Origin of the sequence: Photorhabdus hindustanensis (assembly GCF_002968995.1) — a bacterium.
Classification (GTDB): Bacteria; Pseudomonadota; Gammaproteobacteria; order Enterobacterales; family Enterobacteriaceae; genus Photorhabdus; species Photorhabdus akhurstii.
Window position 1 is genome coordinate 15,970 of the sequence record NZ_PUWT01000067.1, and the last position, 17,826, is coordinate 33,795.

A 17,826-nucleotide genomic window follows, 5' to 3' on the forward strand; every position below is an offset into this window, starting at 1 on the left:
TATACTCTTACTGGAAAGATAATTCCGTGTATTTCGCACAACGCTTTTTGTCTGATAGAGAATAATAAAACCTGATAAAAGACGAATATTTATATAAATAAAACCTCATGATTTGAATGAAAATCCTCAATTCAAACACAGATATTATTTAATTAAACAAATATAATATTCGTCAAGAATTAATTAACGTATTGATGAGAAAATAACGATATTTAATAATTAGTAGCAATCACTATTTTGAATGTACATTAATCATCGTTGCATTATAAATCCCACAGGTTTTATCAATAATTTGAACACTCTGTTGATAATAAGTCCTTGAACTACCTGGAGCGACTTCAATGATAACTTGGTCTGGCCCTTTTTTATTCCAATTATATCCGATATTTCCACTGGGTACCGTAGAGCCGCTGGCATCGAGTTTAATCTTATCCCCCGGTTTTTCCTGAATTACCTTAACATCTATATGGATTTTTTTCGGAGTAGCATATTTCCCTATCTGCCGCACAATTTCTCTCTTTTCTCTCTCAGAATCGCCATCAACTGATTCCATCTCTTTCATCAATCGATCAAATTGAATTTGATTCGAGACGGTCCAACAAGCTGGATCATGAGAAGTTGGGATATTATTTTCAGGCAAACCAAATGCGTATGCATGTCCAGATAGATGAATCAGAGCGACGAATGAAATAACCGATAGCGAATGACGAATAATACTCATAATGTCTACCTCAAAGTTTCATTATTTAATTAATATTTTGAATAGCTATATATTCATGTTTGCTGTTAGAAAAAGTCTATGCCAATTAATATCTAATTAAAGTAATATATTCTCATCAGCGCAAATATGAAATTTGATCTATATCAAAAAATCAAGAAAGTATTATCGAGAGCACATTTTGTCTACCGAAAAACAGCAAAGCCATATCCAGCACCGTAGACTATTGTCAACGGCAAACGGGATATAATTGATTATGTCTGCACTTAATTCGAATTAGTCATCACTGTACGGGGATTTCAATATAGCCAGCTTCCAACCCGCTCACCTCTACGCCTTGAGGAACGGCATGCCCCGGCGTCACTATAATTTGCTGAGTTTGTGCGTTTAATTCACGGCGATAGTTAACGAAAGTTCGTCCATCAGAGCCGATATGTAATGCCTCCGCTGGCACGGCCAATCCACGTTCATTGCGATAGGTGACAATAGCCAGTTTCGCACTCATATTCAGCCGGATACGCTGCCGCTGTTCAGAAGTCAAAGGATCAATCGCCACTAATAGATCATAGGTCACACCCGCTCCCTGCATTTCCTTTGAATTCCCCTGTACACCAATTGTCTTAATTTTCCCCCGCAGAGCTAGCCCGGCAAAACCATCACCGGTGATCTCAACCGGCATTCCTTCATATACTTGATGAAGGTCGGCCTCCTCAATACGCGCCACCGCCTGAATTTGTTCCAAATTAATCACTCCTAACAGAGGTGTTCCCTGAGTGACACGTGTCCCCTTTTGAATAAAGATTCCCTTATCTGATTCCGGTACCTGAGGGCGAATAACAATGCCATCAAAAGGAGAAATCAATTCACGTTGCGCTTGCTGGGCTTGAAGCGCTCGATGACGCGATTGGGCATTCGCTAATTCCATATCAGCAATTTGGCGATTCTCCCCAGCGCCCTTATCAAGAACAATACTCAGTTCCGTCTTAGCGGCAGCCAAATCAAGCTGTTGGACTCTGACCTGCTGCTCCAGCGTATCAACCTCCATACGGGGAACAATGCCACGCTCGAACAAAGCCCGAGTATCAATTAACTTGCGTTCGGTATCGCTCAAACTTAACTGCGCATTGGTTAACGTTCTACGTACCCTAGCGACATCCGGGCTGTTCTCCCACCCCACCAAATCTTGTACGGTTTTCTGGGCTTTCAACAGTTCCGTGAGCGCCTGCCGCAACTGAATGTCCAACTGTGTTGTATCAAGACTCAACAGCGGTTGCCCGCGCTTAACGCGCTGGCCTTCAGTTACCATCACTTCGGCAATAACGCCATCAAATGGCGCCGCGACCGTCAAACTGGTCGCTGCCTGAATGCGGCCAACTAACCCAAGACGATTTTCCAGTAATTGAGGTTCAACATGTACCCACCGCTGCGGTGATGATGTATCCGTTGAGGAAGAGAGGAAAATATAAGCAATGGTAGCCCCAACGACTAATGCAACAGCAAGTGTCATCAGCCAACGAGTTTTATATTTGGAACGAGCAAGTCCCTTGATATTAGTCGTTAAGCGCAATATCCCAACTCCCTAATGTGGTGCCCAATGTTTCGTCCAACTCCGCTTGTGCATTTAAGTAGGTGATCAACGCATTGAGACGAACATTCTCGGCATTGCGCAAATCGGTTTCAAAGCTCAATACTTGAAAGTTGCTGGAGCGGCCCACCGTCAATTTTTCACGTTCAATTTCTAGCTTGCGCAAGGAGAGATCCCTGGCACGTTGTGCGATCTCATATTGACGCCAACGCGTGCCAATATCGCGCACCGCATTACCCACATTACGTTCCAGTGACTGTTTCGCCTCAGCAAGACGAATGTCCTGATTCTGAACATCAACCCGCGCCCGCACTTCCGCCTGACGCTGACTCAAATCACCAATGGGTATCTCTACCTGAACACCGGCGTAATTTTCCCAATTACGGGAACTATTTGACCCTGTTCGATCTCGTATCTGGCTGGCTCCACCAACCAAAGAGACATCCCATAAGCGTTCGTTACGGGCAACTGTCAGGTTAATTGCAGCCTGTTCCGCAGTAATCAATTGAGTAAGATACGATGGCTGCTGCTCTTGTGCTAAATTCTGCGCCTGTAGCAGGTTAATATCTACGCGTTTAGCTTCCAATCTATCAGTCGCCTTCACCTGAGTTTGTAAGTCTAAGGCAAGCAAACGCAGTAGTTCCAAACGACTGGTATCCAATTGATTAGCCGCTTCCTCCGCAGCCAGTTCCTGCATTGCAACGTCAGCCTCGGTCTGGACAACCTCAAAAGCAGCCATTCTGCCCGCGGAGATCATCGCTTTGTTAACTTCCAACAGTTGACGCGAACGCTCCAGAGCATCACGGGCGATTTGTAATTGTTCTTGAGCACGCAACAATTCACGGTAAGCCATAATAATTTGCGTGATAGTCTGGGATACCGTCGCTTTTAGGTTCAAACGATTTGTCTGCTCCATCAATTGAGCGAGGCGCACAGGCGCTGTAGCTATATCTTTGCCGGCGCCACGCAGCAGAGGCTGAATAACCGAGAATGAAACACCATCATTACGGCTACGACCCGCATTGTCTGCCCACGTCGTCCGATTTGTCCAAGACAAACTAAATCGAGCGCCATATTCTCCAAGCAGCGTAGAGGTGGGGGTAATCTCACTTTGGCGATAACGATCGCTCTGATTACGGGTAGCGGTATAACGGCTATTAATCAGCAACTTAGGCGTAAAACGGTCCTCAGCAACGCGTAAATCGAATTTCTGCGCAATCCGATCCAGATAAGCGCTGCGAATCGAACGATTGTTTCGTAACCCTAAATAGATTGCATCACTGAGCGTCAGACCAATGGTTTGCTGATTAAGCGAAATTGTCTTCGTCGCAGGCATGGTTGCCTGTGATGGATTCAACGGCTCCGCTAAAGCCTGTTTGACGGACGCGGCTATTATCAGGGCAATGATGATGCCAATAACACGTTGAAAAACTTGGCTAATCATCACGAAGCGCCTCTACAGGTTGTAATCTGGCCGCCGCTAATGCCGGATTGATACCGAAAAACAGGCCGATCACTAATGAACTGGCGATACCCAGAGGCAAAGAGAATAGGGATAACGTAAATACCCAGCCCGAAAATTTTACAAATAGGTATCCTGCCGCAACCCCCAACAATGAACCAATCATTGCGCCGGCAATGGACAGAATGGCAGCCTCCAACATAAACAGCATACCAATATCAACAGGCCGAGCGCCCAAAGCCATACGAACACCAATTTCACGCCTGCGTTCCGAAACATTCATCAGCATGACATTCATCACGCCCACTCCTCCCACCAGCAACGAAATTCCCCCTAAACCCGCGAGCAAATAGGAGAATGTCCTTGCCTGACGCGTCAATCCATCAAGCAATTGTTTCGGGATCTCAACTTCGACACGACGACCTTTTGATAATGAAACAAGGTAGTCACGTAACGACACCGCATCACTGCTTAGCGTTGTTGTGTCACGCGCTCTGGCAATGACGCTGCCAACTTCTGGCGCAGACCGCAACCGTCGCATTGCTTCAATGGGCAGTATGATGGAATGATCAATAGAGCCGGGGAGTAAAGGGTTCGGCCCCTGAGCCGCAAGAATGCCTATCACTTCAAACAGATATTCCCCAATTTGCAATTGACTGCCTACTCGAATAGGTTGATTGGCTACTTTTAATTGTTTGGCAATATCCGCGCCAAGCACGGCATAGGTTGTTTGGCGATCATAGTCCGATAGGAAACGCCCCTGCTCGATCTGTAAATCCAGCACCGCAGCCAGATCAGAGGATGTACCGGTAATATTCGTATCGACCCCTTGCCCGTGAAAGCGTACACGAGTCGAATATAACGTGATGGGCGCAGCATGTGTGATAGTCGGTATTGTACGAGTCAGCGCCTGAGTATCCAGCGTAGAGGGCGCGGGTTTGACATCAACGCCGGGAATGAAAGCAAAATGAGCAACCAAAATATTGCTTCCCATACTTTTAAAAGTGCTGATAGCTTCATTAACAGCGTTATGACCGATGTTTAGAAGTGCAATGACCGAAGCACATCCGACTGCAATACCAAGCAAAGCAAGCAAGGAGCGCCTGCCTAACAGGCGCAGGCTACCCAGTGATTCTCGCAGGGCTTGCGTGAAGGAAAAACCATAGCGACCAGAATTCACATTAAGCATTAGGGCTACCCAGCCACAGATCGGTTTCGGAAAGCCGCCCGTTGTTAACATAGAGACAGCGCTGCATGTTTTTGGCTATGGCTTCATCATGCGTAACCATGACCAACGTAACCCCTTGCTCACGGTTCAATGACAGCAGAAGCGCCATGATATCTCGTGCCGTCGCACTATCGAGATTGCCTGTCGGTTCATCCGCCAGAATCAGAGAAGGCTTACCGACCAAGGCTCTGGCAATGGCGACACGTTGCCGCTGTCCCCCGGAGAGATCAGCCGGACGATGGTAAATACGGCCAGCCAGACCAACCAACTCAAGCTGGTATTTCGCCTCCTGCCGAGCTAGAGAACGAGAATATCCGCGATATAATAGTGGTAGCGCGACATTATCTAACGCCTGCATTCTGGGAAGTAAATTGAAACTCTGAAACACGAAACCAATTTCCTGATTTCTTATTTTCGCCCGTTCATTAGGAGTAACATTTGTTATATTAACGTCCCTAAACTGAAAATAGCCAGAAGTGGGTTGATCCAGTAAACCAAGAATATTGAGTAGAGTACTTTTACCCGAGCCGGAAGCGCCGACAATCGCACAACTTTGTCCGCGCATGATAGTGAATGATATTTTATCAAGCACTGGGTAATATTTTTCCCCCATACGATAAGATCGACAAATATTTTCCATGTGAATCAATGCTTCCTGACATGGGGAAGTCGTGATTGTCATGTCTGATTTATTCATCGTTTTTGGCATCCATTAAACGTATTACTGACTCCACTGGGTTGCTTAGCAGGTTTTATATCATGGGGAGATCCTGTTGTAAAAGATTGCCGTCTGAATAAAAGACAAAAACATCAGATGCCAAAAATTAATTAGAGTTATTTAACAAAAATCAACATTACCCATTGACGTAATAGGGTTAATGCACCCAAATTGATGCTACCACCTTTAGTACATGGTGGGTGTTGTTATGAAATTGAGGAAGCAAAAGGGAGCGAGATCGAAAGACATATCCAAGATCTCATCAATATGAAGAAATTAAATTATCAGGATAACAACCATGAAATTGAAAAAAATCTTTGGGATTGGTAGCGCTTTATTATTAACTATGCTCTCACAGACAGCTGCGGCAAGTGGCAGCTATCACTCTTCAGTTGTTCTGCCCACACTGTATTCCAAAAATTTCTTAGAAACGGTTAACGTTCCTATTGTCGGTTCTCCCCCTGCAACAGGAAAGATTACCAATGTATCTTGGACTTGGAACGTTGTTGGATGGCCTAAGAATTTATCGGTTTATCTTTGTCAGGGAGATACCAGCAGTTGCGTAGATATATCACGCACGCGAAGAATGTCGACAGCCGCATTTAATAATAGAAGCCCAGCCCAGCAGTTCCTTTTCGCCTTAAGTGTTGGAAACGGTAACGTTATGCCAATAGCAGGTCAAACCGGAGAAATTACTGTCAGTTGGCAATAACTTTTCAATAACTCTCCAAAGATTGCCGTCAGCGCTATAGACGGCAATTCTGACCAATCTTGAATATCAGTATGGCTTTCTAAATATAACGTCGGTGGCAAACGGTGCGAAATTTCAGGATATATCCAAGATCGCACAATAGAAAATATCAAGTTACCAGGAGCAATTATGAAACTGAAAAAGAAAGTGCTCACAACCCTTTGTAGCGTCAGCAGTGCATTATTGTTAACGATGTTTTCACAATCCGCATTCGCGGCAAACTATCAATCTTCGGTTGTTCTACCCACGCTGCATTACAAACATTTCACACAAATTGCTAACGTTCCTATTGTCGGATCTCCACCTGCAACAGGAAAAATTAACCTTGTAACTTGGGCTTGGAGAGTTGATGGATGGCCTAAAAATTTGTCGGTTTATCTTTGTCAGGGAAATACCAATAGCTGCCTCGACATATCACGCGAGACAAGTGGTGGAACTACCGCATTCAATAACAGAAGCCCAGCACAACAGTTCCTTTTCGCTTTAAGAGTTGGAGACGGCAACATAATGCCAATAGAAGGTAAGACTGGAGAAATTACTGTCACTTGGCAATAACTTTTCTATTATCCTCCAAAGATTGCCGTCAGCGTTACAGGCGGCAATTCTGATTTGCTTTGAATATCAATATAGTCTGCTAAATAGTCTTCCAACTCTGGCTTCATTTCATTAATTCATTAGATAAATTTAATTTAAATTCCCATTTTTCATTGACAACTCGAGGAAAAAATACCTCAATTAATAAAGTCATCTAATGTATTTTATCTATCCTCACTTATGGTTTAGGTGGCGAAAAGTGTGAGATCGCAGGAGACATCCCGGCCCTCGCAACAGAAAACATTAAGTTATCGGGAGCAATTATGAAATTGAAAAAGAAAGTGCTCACAACCCTCTGTGGCATCAGCAGTGCATTATTGTTAACAATGTTCCCACAAACAGGATTCACGACAAGCTGGAGCTATACATCTTCGATTACTCTACCAACGATATATTCCAGAAACTTCACGGAAATTGCCTATCTTCCTATTGTTGGACCTACACCAACGACGGGTAGTATTACTGAAGTATCTTGGGTTTGGAGCGTTGCTGGATGGCCTGCTAATACTCAAGGACTATCCGTTTATCTTTGCCACGGAGATACCAACAGTTGCCTGGATGTATCACGCATTCAAAGAATGACGACTACCGCATTCAATAATAGAGACCCGGCACAGCAATTCTTTTATGCTCTGAGAGTTGCAAGTGGTGGAACAGTACCTGTATCTGGCCAAACCGGAAAAGTTATTGTCAACTGGGAATAATATTTCAATAACTCTCCAAAGATTGCCGTCAGTATTATAGGCGGCAATTTTGATTTGCTTTGAATATTGTAGGGTTTAAGAAAGTTACTAGATGATTTCTTCAAGGATTATAGACATTCACCCTATCTTTATAGTGCTTTGCGGCTTTAAGTAGCTTAGAGTTTGCTTTTGGCGGATTTTCCAAAGCTGCCAACAAAGCATCAGCCCCCTTCATCGAAAGATGTAAGGTTTCAGTTTGTTCAGTCGCTATTTGTATGATCTCTTGAATCTCTGTGGAAATTCTTGCAACTAAACGAGTCTCTTTACGTTCTGTATTAGTAGCCATGATTTCATCTGCATTTTTAATCCATATAAACATGGTGCCATTATGGCATAAAAAATAGACGTTCATTAATATGTATGTCGAAAAGGCACAATATGAACATCCAAGAATGTATTATTTTCTACCTGATAATAGATGACGACGGCCTCGGCCGCCATCTTAGTCTCCCTCAGATAATTAATCCTGCGGTAATTGAACCCCTTTATAACCAGATAAAATCAATTCCCATTCCTGTTGGGCAAACCATATCTGGGTTTTGTCATCATAATGAATACTATCAGGCAGAAAAACACCAAACTCCGGCGCCTTTCCGGTATAGTCAGGAGAATTCCGTGCATCAATTAGCGTTCGATATTGGGGAGCATCAGCGATAACATTGTTAATTGCTTCAAGTACATAACGAGTGTTAATAGGTTCAAATACAACCGAAAGTGGATAATACAATCTCCACGGTATACAGCGAGAACCCAAAGCATCACTGATACCAGTAATGATGCGGGTAAAATTCTGCTCTGATGCCTGTGCCGCCAATAAACTTTCGGTTTCTGCTTCCCACTGGTTCCAATGAACAGCCAAAATACGAGGATTTTTGCCTAGTTTACGCAGTGATTCGACCGCCATGCGCAAGGTTCTGATCGCACGCGGATAGAGCGATTCGACATCGCAGGGATTTCGCTCAGGAGCCCAACGGTTATTCGGCAGATTATCCAGATACATGCCCTGCCCGCCCCACCCCATTAAAATGACATAAAGATCAGGTAAATTAAGCGCATTACCCCGGTTAATGTGGCCTTGCCAAAGTTTGGCAAAACGGTTGGCGACATTGACTGGGTGATCCTGATTGCCAATAGGTAAACCGATAGGAGTGCCAATATTGGCATTACCAAAGCTAGTCAGCCCTGTCCAGTTAATTGCGGGAAAGTCAATGCTGTAAACTTCTGGCTGAGATAATGTAAATACGTTTTTTAAACCTTGTGTAATTTTTTCACCTTGTGGTAATTGTGTTCCATGACCATAACTGTTGGATTGCCCAAGTATGATAAATAATGGCGCATCATTGGGCGCCCACGGAGAATATTTTATTTCCGGTAAATAAGGTTGTTTATTTGTCATCAGTTTTCCTCTTAATATGATTTAAGTTATTAGGTCTGTTCTCCTCACCAAAATATAATTAATTTCTGGCAGATAAAAGTCATCTGATTAATTAATCATATTTATGGTGCGCGAATGCAAAACTGTTTTAAATATTAATTTTCTGTTTCTAATTTAAAATATAATCTGATATTGTTCTTCACAAATCAGTTAATTATATTTCATGTTGAAAAATACACTTATTAGTATAATATAGCAAATAAAAATATAACTCATAAAAACAAGCCGGCTTGATAAATAATGTTCAGGTCTTTTTTATCATAAAAAATAAAAATGTTTTTTATTGTATTTATCATTGATGATATTTTATTTTTGAATAAAAAATTTACTGAAAATATATATTGCATCTAATTACTACAAGTTATAATAACACTACAACAGAAATAACAAAATAGTTCTATGATAGATGTTCTAACCAGTTCCCTATATGTTAAGGAGTTGGTTATTTATTTCTAAGCTTCCTTAACGAATATACCTTAAATTCTACGGGCTTGCCAAAAAGCTTTTTTCCAGTAAACATTATTCATAGATGAACGAATAACACCTTTATGAGTCGATGCATGAATAAACTGATTATTGGCATCATAAATACCAACATGTAACCCATGTTCGCCACTACCTGTTCTGAAAAAGACCAAATCACCCGGCATTAAATCGCTTTTATTAATACGGGTGCCTAATTTTATTTGTCCATCGGTAGTGCGAGGTAACTGAATATCAAACCGGTCACTGAAAGTACGGTAAACAAAACCAGAACAATCTACCCCCCGATGATCCATTCCACCATAATGATATGGCGTACCATACCATTGATTAAGCTGCTCCTTAAGTTGAGCAATTACCATGATGGGATCAGAAAGCGCCGTTTTTAACTCAGGCGCCGGTGTCCTGGGGGCGTGGCTGGAACAGCCAATAAGTAACAGACTGAGCAACAATAGTAACTCTTTTGTTCTTATTATCATTACCCCCCTCCTCATAAGATCAGCAGAATAAGTTAACTCTATCCGGCACTCGATAAAAAAACAAGGTTGTACTTCAAGTAAAACAGCTAAATATTCTTCATTCTGGACGGCTAATCAACCAGACACCACACAAAATGAAAATGACACCCGCGGTTTTCAATAATGTGATGGTTTCATTAAACCAAGGCAATAAAGCCGCCGTTAAATAGACAAATACATAACTTAAGCTTATTAACGGATAGGCTTTATTTAATGGTAAATATTTTAGCGTGAATAACCAACACAGCATAGATAATAGATACCCAGCCAGACCGGCCATTACCATCACCAGGGAGTGGCGATGACTCCACAGCCACTCAATATCAAACCAATCCAAACCAAGATTCAATGCCGGTAAATTGACAACACCCCATTTCAGTAATAACTGGGCTATTGTCACCAGTAATACACTAACTAATCCCCAAATATAACCTTTCATTCATTCAAGCTCATCAGCAAAATTCCCAACATGATAAATACAACTCCACTCCAATGTTTTCTGCCTGCTTTCTCCTGATAGAAAAATTTCCCCGCTAACGTGACCATAATAAAATTTATACTTAACATGGGATAAGCAATTCCTAATGGCAATATCTGCAATAGACGAAGCCAGAATAACATGCCAACAGCCAATAGAATCACAGCCCCTATCAACCATTTCAGCGCAGATGCCCGCGGATAAACATCACTCTGCCAACATATCACAGCCTGTTTCTGACATAGCTGACCAGCACATGTCAGTAAGCTAACCAGCAACAATAAAGTGAAATTTATCATGGTCGCTTCTCATAAACCAAAATAGCAAAGCGATAATTACGATTAATGTGATCTGCTTTTGGCAAATCAGGTAATTTTTCATTTTTATATAAATGAAAGAGTACTGATACCCGTCCTTCTTTACGCGCTTTCTCTAACCATTGTGGAAAATCTTTATAACTGATATATCGATATCGGCTATCTGGATAATTCAACCCATATTCCAACTCACCCCAATTCTCAAGCATATAAATATCGCTACGCTTCATCTCCCAAGCTACCGTGGTTGCAAGACCAACGCTTTCCGATAGAATGTACCGACTGTCTGCAAGTTCCTGATGATGTAACTTAATAAAACTTTGCGGTAATTTAGAATTAACAGTATTCTCAGGCAACGCATTACCTATCACTAAACTGACAACAATGGAACAAAATGCCGACCACAACCAGTATTTTCCATTCAACGCAAAACACAGATAACCAATAATTCCCCAAATACCAAAAGCAACAATCGCTAAAACCCATTTAGGCCATTCTGATGGTTGATATAAAGAGTGTTTTGTTACTGCTTCCATAGCAAACAGAACCATTACCGCCATCAGACCAATCAATACGTTAACCATTCCATTGATCTTCAGCAATTTCATTTTGCCATCTCTTACGCAATCAACGCCAAATTTAGCCATCATCATTGCCAATGGCGCCATGCAAGGCAGGATATAGGTTGGCAATTTTCCTTTCGCGATACTGAAAAATAAAAATGGTACGACAAACCAGCAAAGTAGAAAAAACATTTCAGGATTGGATTTTCTCTCTTTCCAACCTTTAATTACCGCGCCGGGTAATAATCCCAACCACGGGATCACACCAAGAATAAGAATCGGTATGTAATACCAGAATGGTGCAATATGCTGTGCGTCATCGGAAGAAAAACGCTTAATATGCTCAACCCAGAAGAAATAATGCCAATAGTCAGGCTCACGTTGGGCAACCGCAATCACCCACGGCAAACTGATTGCTACCGCCGAAATAATAGCAAGTGGGCCAAAGTATATTATTTGCAGAACCCGCTTCTGATAAATGACAATGGGCAACATCGCAATGACCGGAACGGCCAATGCCAGAAACCCTTTGGTCATAAATCCCATACCACAGCATAAACCCAGTACCAGATATGCCATAATCCGCTGTTTGTTACAATCGGCTTTTAACGCCCAGAAGCTAGATATCATGGCAGACGTTATCCATAAAGAAAACATTGGATCGAGTACGCTATAAGTGCCAATGGCAAATACCAGAAACATTGAGATGTAAATAAGGCTGGCGGCAAAAGCAATATGCCGGTTATGCCACATCATCATAGCAAGTCGATATAATAAAATCGCGCTGATAAAAATACAGAAAACCGACCCAAAACGAACAGCAAAATTATTATCACCGAAGATCCATTGGCTAATATTATTAATCCAATAACCCGCTACTGGTTTTTCAAAATAACGAATATCCAGCAAATACGGAACAATCCAATCCCCTCGTTGCAGCATTTCTCGGCTAATTTCTGCGTAACGGGTTTCATCAGGCTGCCATAGCAGACGGCCATTAAGGGGTAATAAATAGGTGAGGATAAAAAAAAAGAGCCATCAGAAAGGCCCCCACTTTACACGCCCGGTTATTTAACATAGATAAGTTAAACCTCTTGTTGGCATCCTAACCATCCTTCTCTGCCGGGAAATTCGGAACGAATAATTCTCCCGACAGGAAGTCGCTGTATATTTTCAGGCAGCAGATGACTCAATGCACAAAATTGTATGTTTTCCTGATGAACCATTTCCAACAGCGTTGCAAATTCTGTGGACTTGGACATCCCTTCAACTTCCGTATGGATGGTATATACCGGAACTCCCTGGCTGTTTTTCATCTTATCAAGGATAAATTGGTTAAAATCTTCATCTTTAACCTGAATTCCTATCACTTCGTCATAAGTTGGCAACGTTACCGGAATTTGCACAGTACCAAGAGTACCATCAGGTAAAATGGGCCTGAATGGATGAGTTCCCCGACAATCGCTGTTGTAATCAAAACCAAACTGTTGCTTTACCGCGAGTATGCGTTCATCAGCCCGCCAACCCGCAACAGCAGAGCAAGTTACCCGTTGGCCAATTGCCTGTACCAATGCATCCATCCCCAGTTTAACCTGCTCTGTTAACTGAGCTTCTGACCAATGGTCGACTTTCGCCTGCCAACGCTGATGATCCCAAGCATGCAGACCCACTTCATGGCCTGCATCCAGAGTTTGTTTCATCAAATAGCCTAAATCCTTAGCGATCTTCTTACCCGGCCATGCCGTTCCCGCCAGTAAAATATCAAGACCATATAGAGACGCTGCATTTGACCTCAACATTTTCCATAAGAATTTCGGCCGTAAAAGACGCCACAAATGGCGCCCCATATTATCCGGCCCAACACTAAAGAAAAAACTGGCCTGAATCTGATGTTTTGCCAAAATCTTGAGTAATTGCGGCACCCCTTCAACGGTTCCTTGATAGGTATCCACATCAACTCTCAAGCCAACTTGTTTCATTAATTTTTCCCTAATTCTTCCACTGCGCCACGCAAGAAGAAATCCAGTGTTTCATTTATCGTCTGTTTCATGTCGATGGTTGGCTTCCAACCTAATAACCGCTCCGCGTTTCTAATACTTGGTTTACGGTGTTCAACATCCTGATAACCTTTTCCGTAGTAACTGCCGCTTTCAATCTTTTTAAATCCAGCAAACGGAGGAAAATGATCTCTCAATTCATGGTTTTCAAAGCTATCAAGTAATATTTCCGCTAATTGACGAATACTGGCTTCATTAGTTGGATTGCCAATATTGATAATTTGACTGTCACATAACCCATCCCGGTTTTCAATAATACGGAACAGCGCCTCAATACCATCATTAATATCAGTAAAACAGCGTTTCTGTTCACCACCATCCACTAGTTTGATCGGTGAACCTTCAACTAAGTTCAATATTAATTGTGTGATCGCTCTGGAACTGCCGATACGCGCGGAGTTCAAATTATCCAAACGTGGCCCCATCCAGTTAAATGGACGAAATAGTGTGAATTTGAGTCCTTCTTTCTCACCATATGCCCAAATAACACGATCTAGCAATTGTTTTGATACAGAATAGATCCAACGCTGTTTGTTGATCGGACCAACGATCAGACGAGAGTCATCTTCATCAAATTCTTTATCATCACACATTCCATAAACTTCTGATGTGGATGGGAAAATAATCCGTTTATTGTATTTAACGCAATAACGGACAATTTTTAGATTCTCTTCAAAATCTAATTCAAATACACGCAGCGGATTACGGGTATATTCAATTGGAGTCGCAATGGCTACTAATGGCAAAACAACATCACACTTTTTAATGTGATATTCGATCCATTCAGTATGGATATTGACATCACCTTCGATGAAGTGGAAACGCGGATTACCAATAAAACGCTCAATGGCGGAAGAACCGATATCCATACCATAAATATCATAGTTGCCATCACGTAATAGACGTTCTGTTAGATGATTACCGATAAAGCCATTTACACCGAGAATTAATACACGTTTCCGGTGGCTAATTTGAGCGGTTGCCTTTGGACCAACACGGATATCAGTCACCATGCTCATATCTACCGCCAGACGATGGCCCTGAACATATAACCCTGATTCGCTTTGCCCATTAATAATTTCTAACGCGCCTTCTCCACAGGCAATAATTAACGGATCTACCGATAATACCGTTCCTGGTTGTTTATCATGAATCTCATTCAATGGAGAGGCGCGCCAGATAGTAATCTTACGTTCACCCAAGAAAGTAAACGCCCCCGGATATGGCTCAGTCACTGCCCTGACAAGATTGTTAATTTCAGCGGCTGATTTGCTCCATTCAATCTCACCATCCGCAGCAGTACGGCGCCCAAAGTAAGTTGCCTGACTTTCATCTTGCGGTATCGCTGGATAAGTTCCCGCTTTGATCTGGGGTAATGCTTGATTAAGCAGTTTTTCCGCTGCTTCACGAATTTTACCGTGCAAAGCCAACGCGGTATCTGTCTCTGCAATAGTAACTTTGTGTTGAGCAATAATATCCCCTGCATCAGGTTTCAACACCATTTTATGCAAGGTTACACCGGTTTCCACTTCACCATTTAAAATCGCCCAGTTAATCGGGGCGCGACCACGGTATTTTGGCAACAGTGAACCATGCAGATTAAATGCGCCTGTGCTCGCCAGCGATAAAATATCCTCGCTCAGCATATTTCGGTAATAAAAAGAGAAAATCACATCAGGTTTCAGTTCCCGAATACGTTCAATCCAAAGTGGATGGTTGACATTCTCTGGCGCAAAAACCGGTAGTCCTAAATCTGCACTTAAACGGGCAACAGAAGAGAAAAAATGGTTTTCATTAGGATCATCTGTATGGGTAAATACCGCCTGAATATCAAAACCCGCTTTAGTTAAGGCATTGATCCCGATACAGCCGATATCATGATAGGCAAATACAATTGCTTTCATTTAGTACTCTTCCTGGTTGTTGTTGGTCTTTTTATTTCCGACCACTTTTTGAATAAAATAACGTGGGCGCGCCCGAACATCGTTATAGATACGGCCTATGTATTCACCTAATAAGCCCATCGCGACGAACTGCGCGCCAATAAACATGAAAAGGATGGCAAATAGAGTAAATACCCCTTCTGCTGCCCATATGGCGCCAAAAATCAAACGTAAAACCACCAATAATACAGCCAGCAAAAAACCAGAAACTGCAATCACACTGCCTACGACACTCAGCAAACGCAAAGGCGCAGTTGTCAGGCAGGTCAGTAAGTCATACATCAGATTAATCAGCTTCATGAAGCTATATTTAGAATCGCCAAATTCACGCTCGGCATGAGCGACATCAATCTCAATGGTTTTACGGGCAAACGTGTTTGCCAGAATAGGAATAAAGGTGCTGCGCTCATGGCACTGTAACATAGCTTCAACAATATGGCGGCGATAGGCACGGAGCATACAGCCATAATCTCCCATAGAGCGGCCTGTTGCCTTAGTAATCAATGCATTGATGAGTTTTGAGGCTGTTTTACGAAACAGAGAATCCTGCCGATTAGCCCGGCGAGTACCCACAACGTCATAACCTTGTTCAGCCGTTTTAACAAGACGGGGGATCTCCTCTGGCGGATTTTGCAAATCGGCATCGAGCGTAATAATTAAATCGCCATTGACCTGATTAAACCCCGCCATAATCGCTGAATGCTGACCATAATTACGATTAAGTAAAATTGCAACAATATGATTTTCATACTGTTCCGCAGCCTGAATCAGAATTTCCGCAGATCTATCACTACTACCATCATCGACAAGAATAAGTTCATATTCCTGAGTCAATTGTTTACAGGCCGCTAAGGTTCTTTCCAATAAAAGAGGTAAACTTTCTTCTTCGTTATAAACCGGAATAACAACAGAAACTTTTTTAATTTGTTCAAATAACACTTATCTGTGCTCCGAAATAATTTCTTGTAAAACATCAATAACATAATCCACATCGTCATCACTCATATCAGGAAAGAGCGGCAATGAACAAAGTGTTACTGAATTCCATTCTGATTCGGGTAATGACAATTGCGGATACCGATCCCGATAATATTTTTGTGTATGCGCAGCCCTGAAATGCAAACCTGTACCAATATTTTTCTCTTTCAAACGTTCCATTAACGTATCGCGATCAATGCCACAAACATCCTTATCAACCCGCACCATAAATAGATGATGTGCATGCATATGCTCATAATCAGGCACACTTAACATCTGCAAAGGCGAATCTTTTAATGCCGCTGAATAACGGGCAACAATTTGCCGACGGCGAATATTCATTGATTCCAATTTACTTAATTGCACAACAGCAATCGCAGCATGAATATCAGATAAATTATATTTGTAACCCGGTTCTACAACTTCTGCCTGTGGTCTCCTGCCTTGTATTTGACGATCAAAAGCATCAATACCCAATCCATGAAACTTTAGACACCGAATTCGTTCAATAAGTTCATTATTATCAGTAGCAATTAACCCCCCTTCCGCACAAGTGGCATTTTTTATGGCATGAAAAGAAAAAATCGCAGTACCATGCTCACCAATCCATTCACTCTTATAACGGGTTCCTAATGCATGAGCCGCGTCTTCAATCAATGGAATACCCTCCTCTTGAGCAATCCCACGCAATTCATCTAAATCACAAGGCGCACCGGCATAGTGAACAGGAATAATCGCTTTGGTTTTGGAAGTAATCGCCTTTTTTACTGCCTGCGCGTCGACCATTAACGTATGACGATCAACATCAATCATGATCGGTTCAGCACCAAGCAAGCAGATCATATTTATTGTGGAAACCCAAGTTTGAGATGGTGTAATCACTTCGTCACCAAGGCCAATTCCCAACGCCATTAGCGTCAGATGCATACCCGCCGTTGCAGAGGCCAATGCAACCGCATGTTTACAACCAAACATGCGGCAAAAGTCCTGTTCCAATTGATGATTTTGCGGGCCTGTTGTAATCCAACCCGAACGAAGAACCTTTTCTACTGCCTGAATTTCTTCATCACCTATCGCAGGACGAGAAAATGGAAGAAAACGATCCATAAAACACAGTCCAATTCATTCATAATATAACGATATATTAGATGACTATATTTTAACGAATCGTAAACACAGGTATGATTTAACAAATTAAGTGGAAATTACTATAGATCTACGGTACGTACAGATTCACAGTAGGCACATACGGCGG

Annotated in this window: 17 protein-coding genes and 1 pseudogene; 3 read left to right on the top strand and 15 right to left on the bottom strand. The window is 42.3% G+C overall.

Features of this window, described 5'->3' with window-relative positions; translation table 11 throughout:
• Positions 1-232: 232 nt before the first annotated feature.
• From C6H66_RS20805 to C6H66_RS20825, 5 genes are all read right to left on the bottom strand, one after another.
• Complete coding sequence (locus tag C6H66_RS20805; protein WP_105396597.1) at positions 233-721, bottom strand: hypothetical protein; 489 nt, start codon at positions 719-721, stop codon at positions 233-235.
• A 280-nt stretch (positions 722-1,001) separates the two neighbouring features.
• Positions 1,002-2,225: an efflux RND transporter periplasmic adaptor subunit gene (locus C6H66_RS20810; RefSeq protein WP_105396608.1), complete on the bottom strand. Its 1,224-nt coding sequence runs from the start codon at positions 2,223-2,225 to the stop codon at positions 1,002-1,004.
• 43 nt (positions 2,226-2,268) lie between these two features.
• Positions 2,269-3,747: a TolC family protein gene (locus tag C6H66_RS20815; protein WP_105396598.1), complete on the bottom strand. Its 1,479-nt coding sequence runs from the start codon at positions 3,745-3,747 to the stop codon at positions 2,269-2,271.
• Positions 3,740-4,954 (bottom strand): ABC transporter permease, encoded by a 1,215-nt coding sequence (locus C6H66_RS20820; RefSeq protein WP_422615627.1) that lies wholly within the window; start codon positions 4,952-4,954, stop codon positions 3,740-3,742. The genes C6H66_RS20815 and C6H66_RS20820 overlap by 8 nt, the downstream gene beginning before the upstream one ends.
• Complete coding sequence (locus C6H66_RS20825; RefSeq protein ID WP_248000767.1) at positions 4,947-5,690, bottom strand: ABC transporter ATP-binding protein; 744 nt, start codon at positions 5,688-5,690, stop codon at positions 4,947-4,949. The genes C6H66_RS20820 and C6H66_RS20825 overlap by 8 nt, the downstream gene beginning before the upstream one ends.
• A 319-nt stretch (positions 5,691-6,009) precedes the next feature.
• Here C6H66_RS20825 and C6H66_RS20830 point away from each other — a divergent pair, with 319 nt between their 5' ends.
• From C6H66_RS20830 to C6H66_RS20840, 3 genes are all read left to right on the top strand, one after another.
• Positions 6,010-6,423, top strand: coding sequence for a flagellar protein FlhE (locus C6H66_RS20830; protein ID WP_036805322.1), 414 nt, complete (start codon positions 6,010-6,012; stop codon positions 6,421-6,423).
• Between the two features lie 168 nt (positions 6,424-6,591).
• Positions 6,592-7,017 carry a flagellar protein FlhE gene (locus C6H66_RS20835; protein ID WP_046394502.1) on the top strand — a complete coding sequence of 142 codons (426 nt, stop codon included), beginning with the start codon at positions 6,592-6,594 and terminating at the stop codon, positions 7,015-7,017.
• Positions 7,018-7,337: 320 nt separating this feature from the next.
• Complete coding sequence (locus tag C6H66_RS20840) at positions 7,338-7,760, top strand: flagellar protein FlhE (RefSeq protein WP_236548164.1); 423 nt, start codon at positions 7,338-7,340, stop codon at positions 7,758-7,760.
• 100 nt (positions 7,761-7,860) lie between these two features.
• Here C6H66_RS20840 and C6H66_RS20845 read toward each other — a convergent pair whose 3' ends face one another.
• The 10 genes and pseudogenes from C6H66_RS20845 to arnB form a co-directional block, all read right to left on the bottom strand.
• Positions 7,861-8,085, bottom strand: coding sequence for a type II toxin-antitoxin system TacA family antitoxin (locus C6H66_RS20845; RefSeq protein WP_046394511.1), 225 nt, complete (start codon positions 8,083-8,085; stop codon positions 7,861-7,863).
• A gap of 174 nt (positions 8,086-8,259) precedes the next feature.
• Positions 8,260-9,195: a hypothetical protein gene (locus tag C6H66_RS20850; RefSeq protein ID WP_105396599.1), complete on the bottom strand. Its 936-nt coding sequence runs from the start codon at positions 9,193-9,195 to the stop codon at positions 8,260-8,262.
• A 515-nt stretch (positions 9,196-9,710) separates the two neighbouring features.
• Positions 9,711-10,196 carry a C40 family peptidase gene (locus C6H66_RS20855; protein ID WP_105396600.1) on the bottom strand — a complete coding sequence of 162 codons (486 nt, stop codon included), beginning with the start codon at positions 10,194-10,196 and terminating at the stop codon, positions 9,711-9,713.
• Between the two features lie 97 nt (positions 10,197-10,293).
• Entirely contained in the window at positions 10,294-10,674 is a 381-nt protein-coding gene (arnF, locus tag C6H66_RS20860; RefSeq protein WP_105396601.1) for a 4-amino-4-deoxy-L-arabinose-phosphoundecaprenol flippase subunit ArnF, read from the bottom strand.
• Positions 10,671-11,012 (bottom strand): 4-amino-4-deoxy-L-arabinose-phosphoundecaprenol flippase subunit ArnE, encoded by a 342-nt coding sequence (gene arnE / locus C6H66_RS20865; protein ID WP_065391464.1) that lies wholly within the window; start codon positions 11,010-11,012, stop codon positions 10,671-10,673. The genes arnF and arnE overlap by 4 nt, the downstream gene beginning before the upstream one ends.
• A pseudogene (arnT, locus tag C6H66_RS20870) lies at positions 11,009-12,671 on the bottom strand (lipid IV(A) 4-amino-4-deoxy-L-arabinosyltransferase). Before arnT ends, arnE begins: the two are co-directional and overlap by 4 nt.
• A 7-nt stretch (positions 12,672-12,678) precedes the next feature.
• The gene (gene arnD / locus C6H66_RS20875) at positions 12,679-13,572 is read right to left on the bottom strand and encodes a 4-deoxy-4-formamido-L-arabinose-phosphoundecaprenol deformylase (protein ID WP_105396603.1); all 894 of its coding nucleotides are present in this window, start codon (positions 13,570-13,572) and stop codon (positions 12,679-12,681) included.
• A complete protein-coding gene (gene arnA / locus C6H66_RS20880; protein ID WP_105396604.1) occupies positions 13,572-15,554 on the bottom strand; it encodes a bifunctional UDP-4-amino-4-deoxy-L-arabinose formyltransferase/UDP-glucuronic acid oxidase ArnA in 1,983 nt (660 codons plus the stop codon). The genes arnD and arnA overlap by 1 nt, the downstream gene beginning before the upstream one ends.
• Positions 15,555-16,532, bottom strand: a complete 978-nt coding sequence (gene arnC / locus C6H66_RS20885; protein WP_040150606.1) for an undecaprenyl-phosphate 4-deoxy-4-formamido-L-arabinose transferase — start codon at positions 16,530-16,532, stop codon at positions 15,555-15,557.
• A complete protein-coding gene (arnB, locus tag C6H66_RS20890; protein ID WP_105396605.1) occupies positions 16,533-17,678 on the bottom strand; it encodes a UDP-4-amino-4-deoxy-L-arabinose aminotransferase in 1,146 nt (381 codons plus the stop codon).
• Positions 17,679-17,826 lie beyond the last annotated feature (148 nt).

Bases quoted from the DNA above. Each gene is read 5' to 3' on its own strand.
- C6H66_RS20805 (WP_105396597.1), bottom strand. From the start codon at position 721: ATGAGTATTATTCGTCATTCGCTATCGGTTATTTCATTCGTCGCTCTG.
- C6H66_RS20810 (WP_105396608.1), bottom strand. From the start codon at position 2,225: ATGACACTTGCTGTTGCATTAGTCGTTGGGGCTACCATTGCTTATATT.
- C6H66_RS20815 (WP_105396598.1), bottom strand. From the start codon at position 3,747: ATGATTAGCCAAGTTTTTCAACGTGTTATTGGCATCATCATTGCCCTG.
- C6H66_RS20820 (WP_422615627.1), bottom strand. From the start codon at position 4,954: ATGCTTAATGTGAATTCTGGTCGCTATGGTTTTTCCTTCACGCAAGCC.
- C6H66_RS20825 (WP_248000767.1), bottom strand. From the start codon at position 5,690: ATGAATAAATCAGACATGACAATCACGACTTCCCCATGTCAGGAAGCA.
- C6H66_RS20830 (WP_036805322.1), top strand. From the start codon at position 6,010: ATGAAATTGAAAAAAATCTTTGGGATTGGTAGCGCTTTATTATTAACT.
- C6H66_RS20835 (WP_046394502.1), top strand. From the start codon at position 6,592: ATGAAACTGAAAAAGAAAGTGCTCACAACCCTTTGTAGCGTCAGCAGT.
- C6H66_RS20845 (WP_046394511.1), bottom strand. From the start codon at position 8,085: ATGGCTACTAATACAGAACGTAAAGAGACTCGTTTAGTTGCAAGAATT.
- C6H66_RS20850 (WP_105396599.1), bottom strand. From the start codon at position 9,195: ATGACAAATAAACAACCTTATTTACCGGAAATAAAATATTCTCCGTGG.
- C6H66_RS20855 (WP_105396600.1), bottom strand. From the start codon at position 10,196: ATGATAATAAGAACAAAAGAGTTACTATTGTTGCTCAGTCTGTTACTT.
- arnF (WP_105396601.1), bottom strand. From the start codon at position 10,674: ATGAAAGGTTATATTTGGGGATTAGTTAGTGTATTACTGGTGACAATA.
- arnE (WP_065391464.1), bottom strand. From the start codon at position 11,012: ATGATAAATTTCACTTTATTGTTGCTGGTTAGCTTACTGACATGTGCT.
- arnD (WP_105396603.1), bottom strand. From the start codon at position 13,572: ATGAAACAAGTTGGCTTGAGAGTTGATGTGGATACCTATCAAGGAACC.
- arnA (WP_105396604.1), bottom strand. From the start codon at position 15,554: ATGAAAGCAATTGTATTTGCCTATCATGATATCGGCTGTATCGGGATC.
- arnB (WP_105396605.1), bottom strand. From the start codon at position 17,678: ATGGATCGTTTTCTTCCATTTTCTCGTCCTGCGATAGGTGATGAAGAA.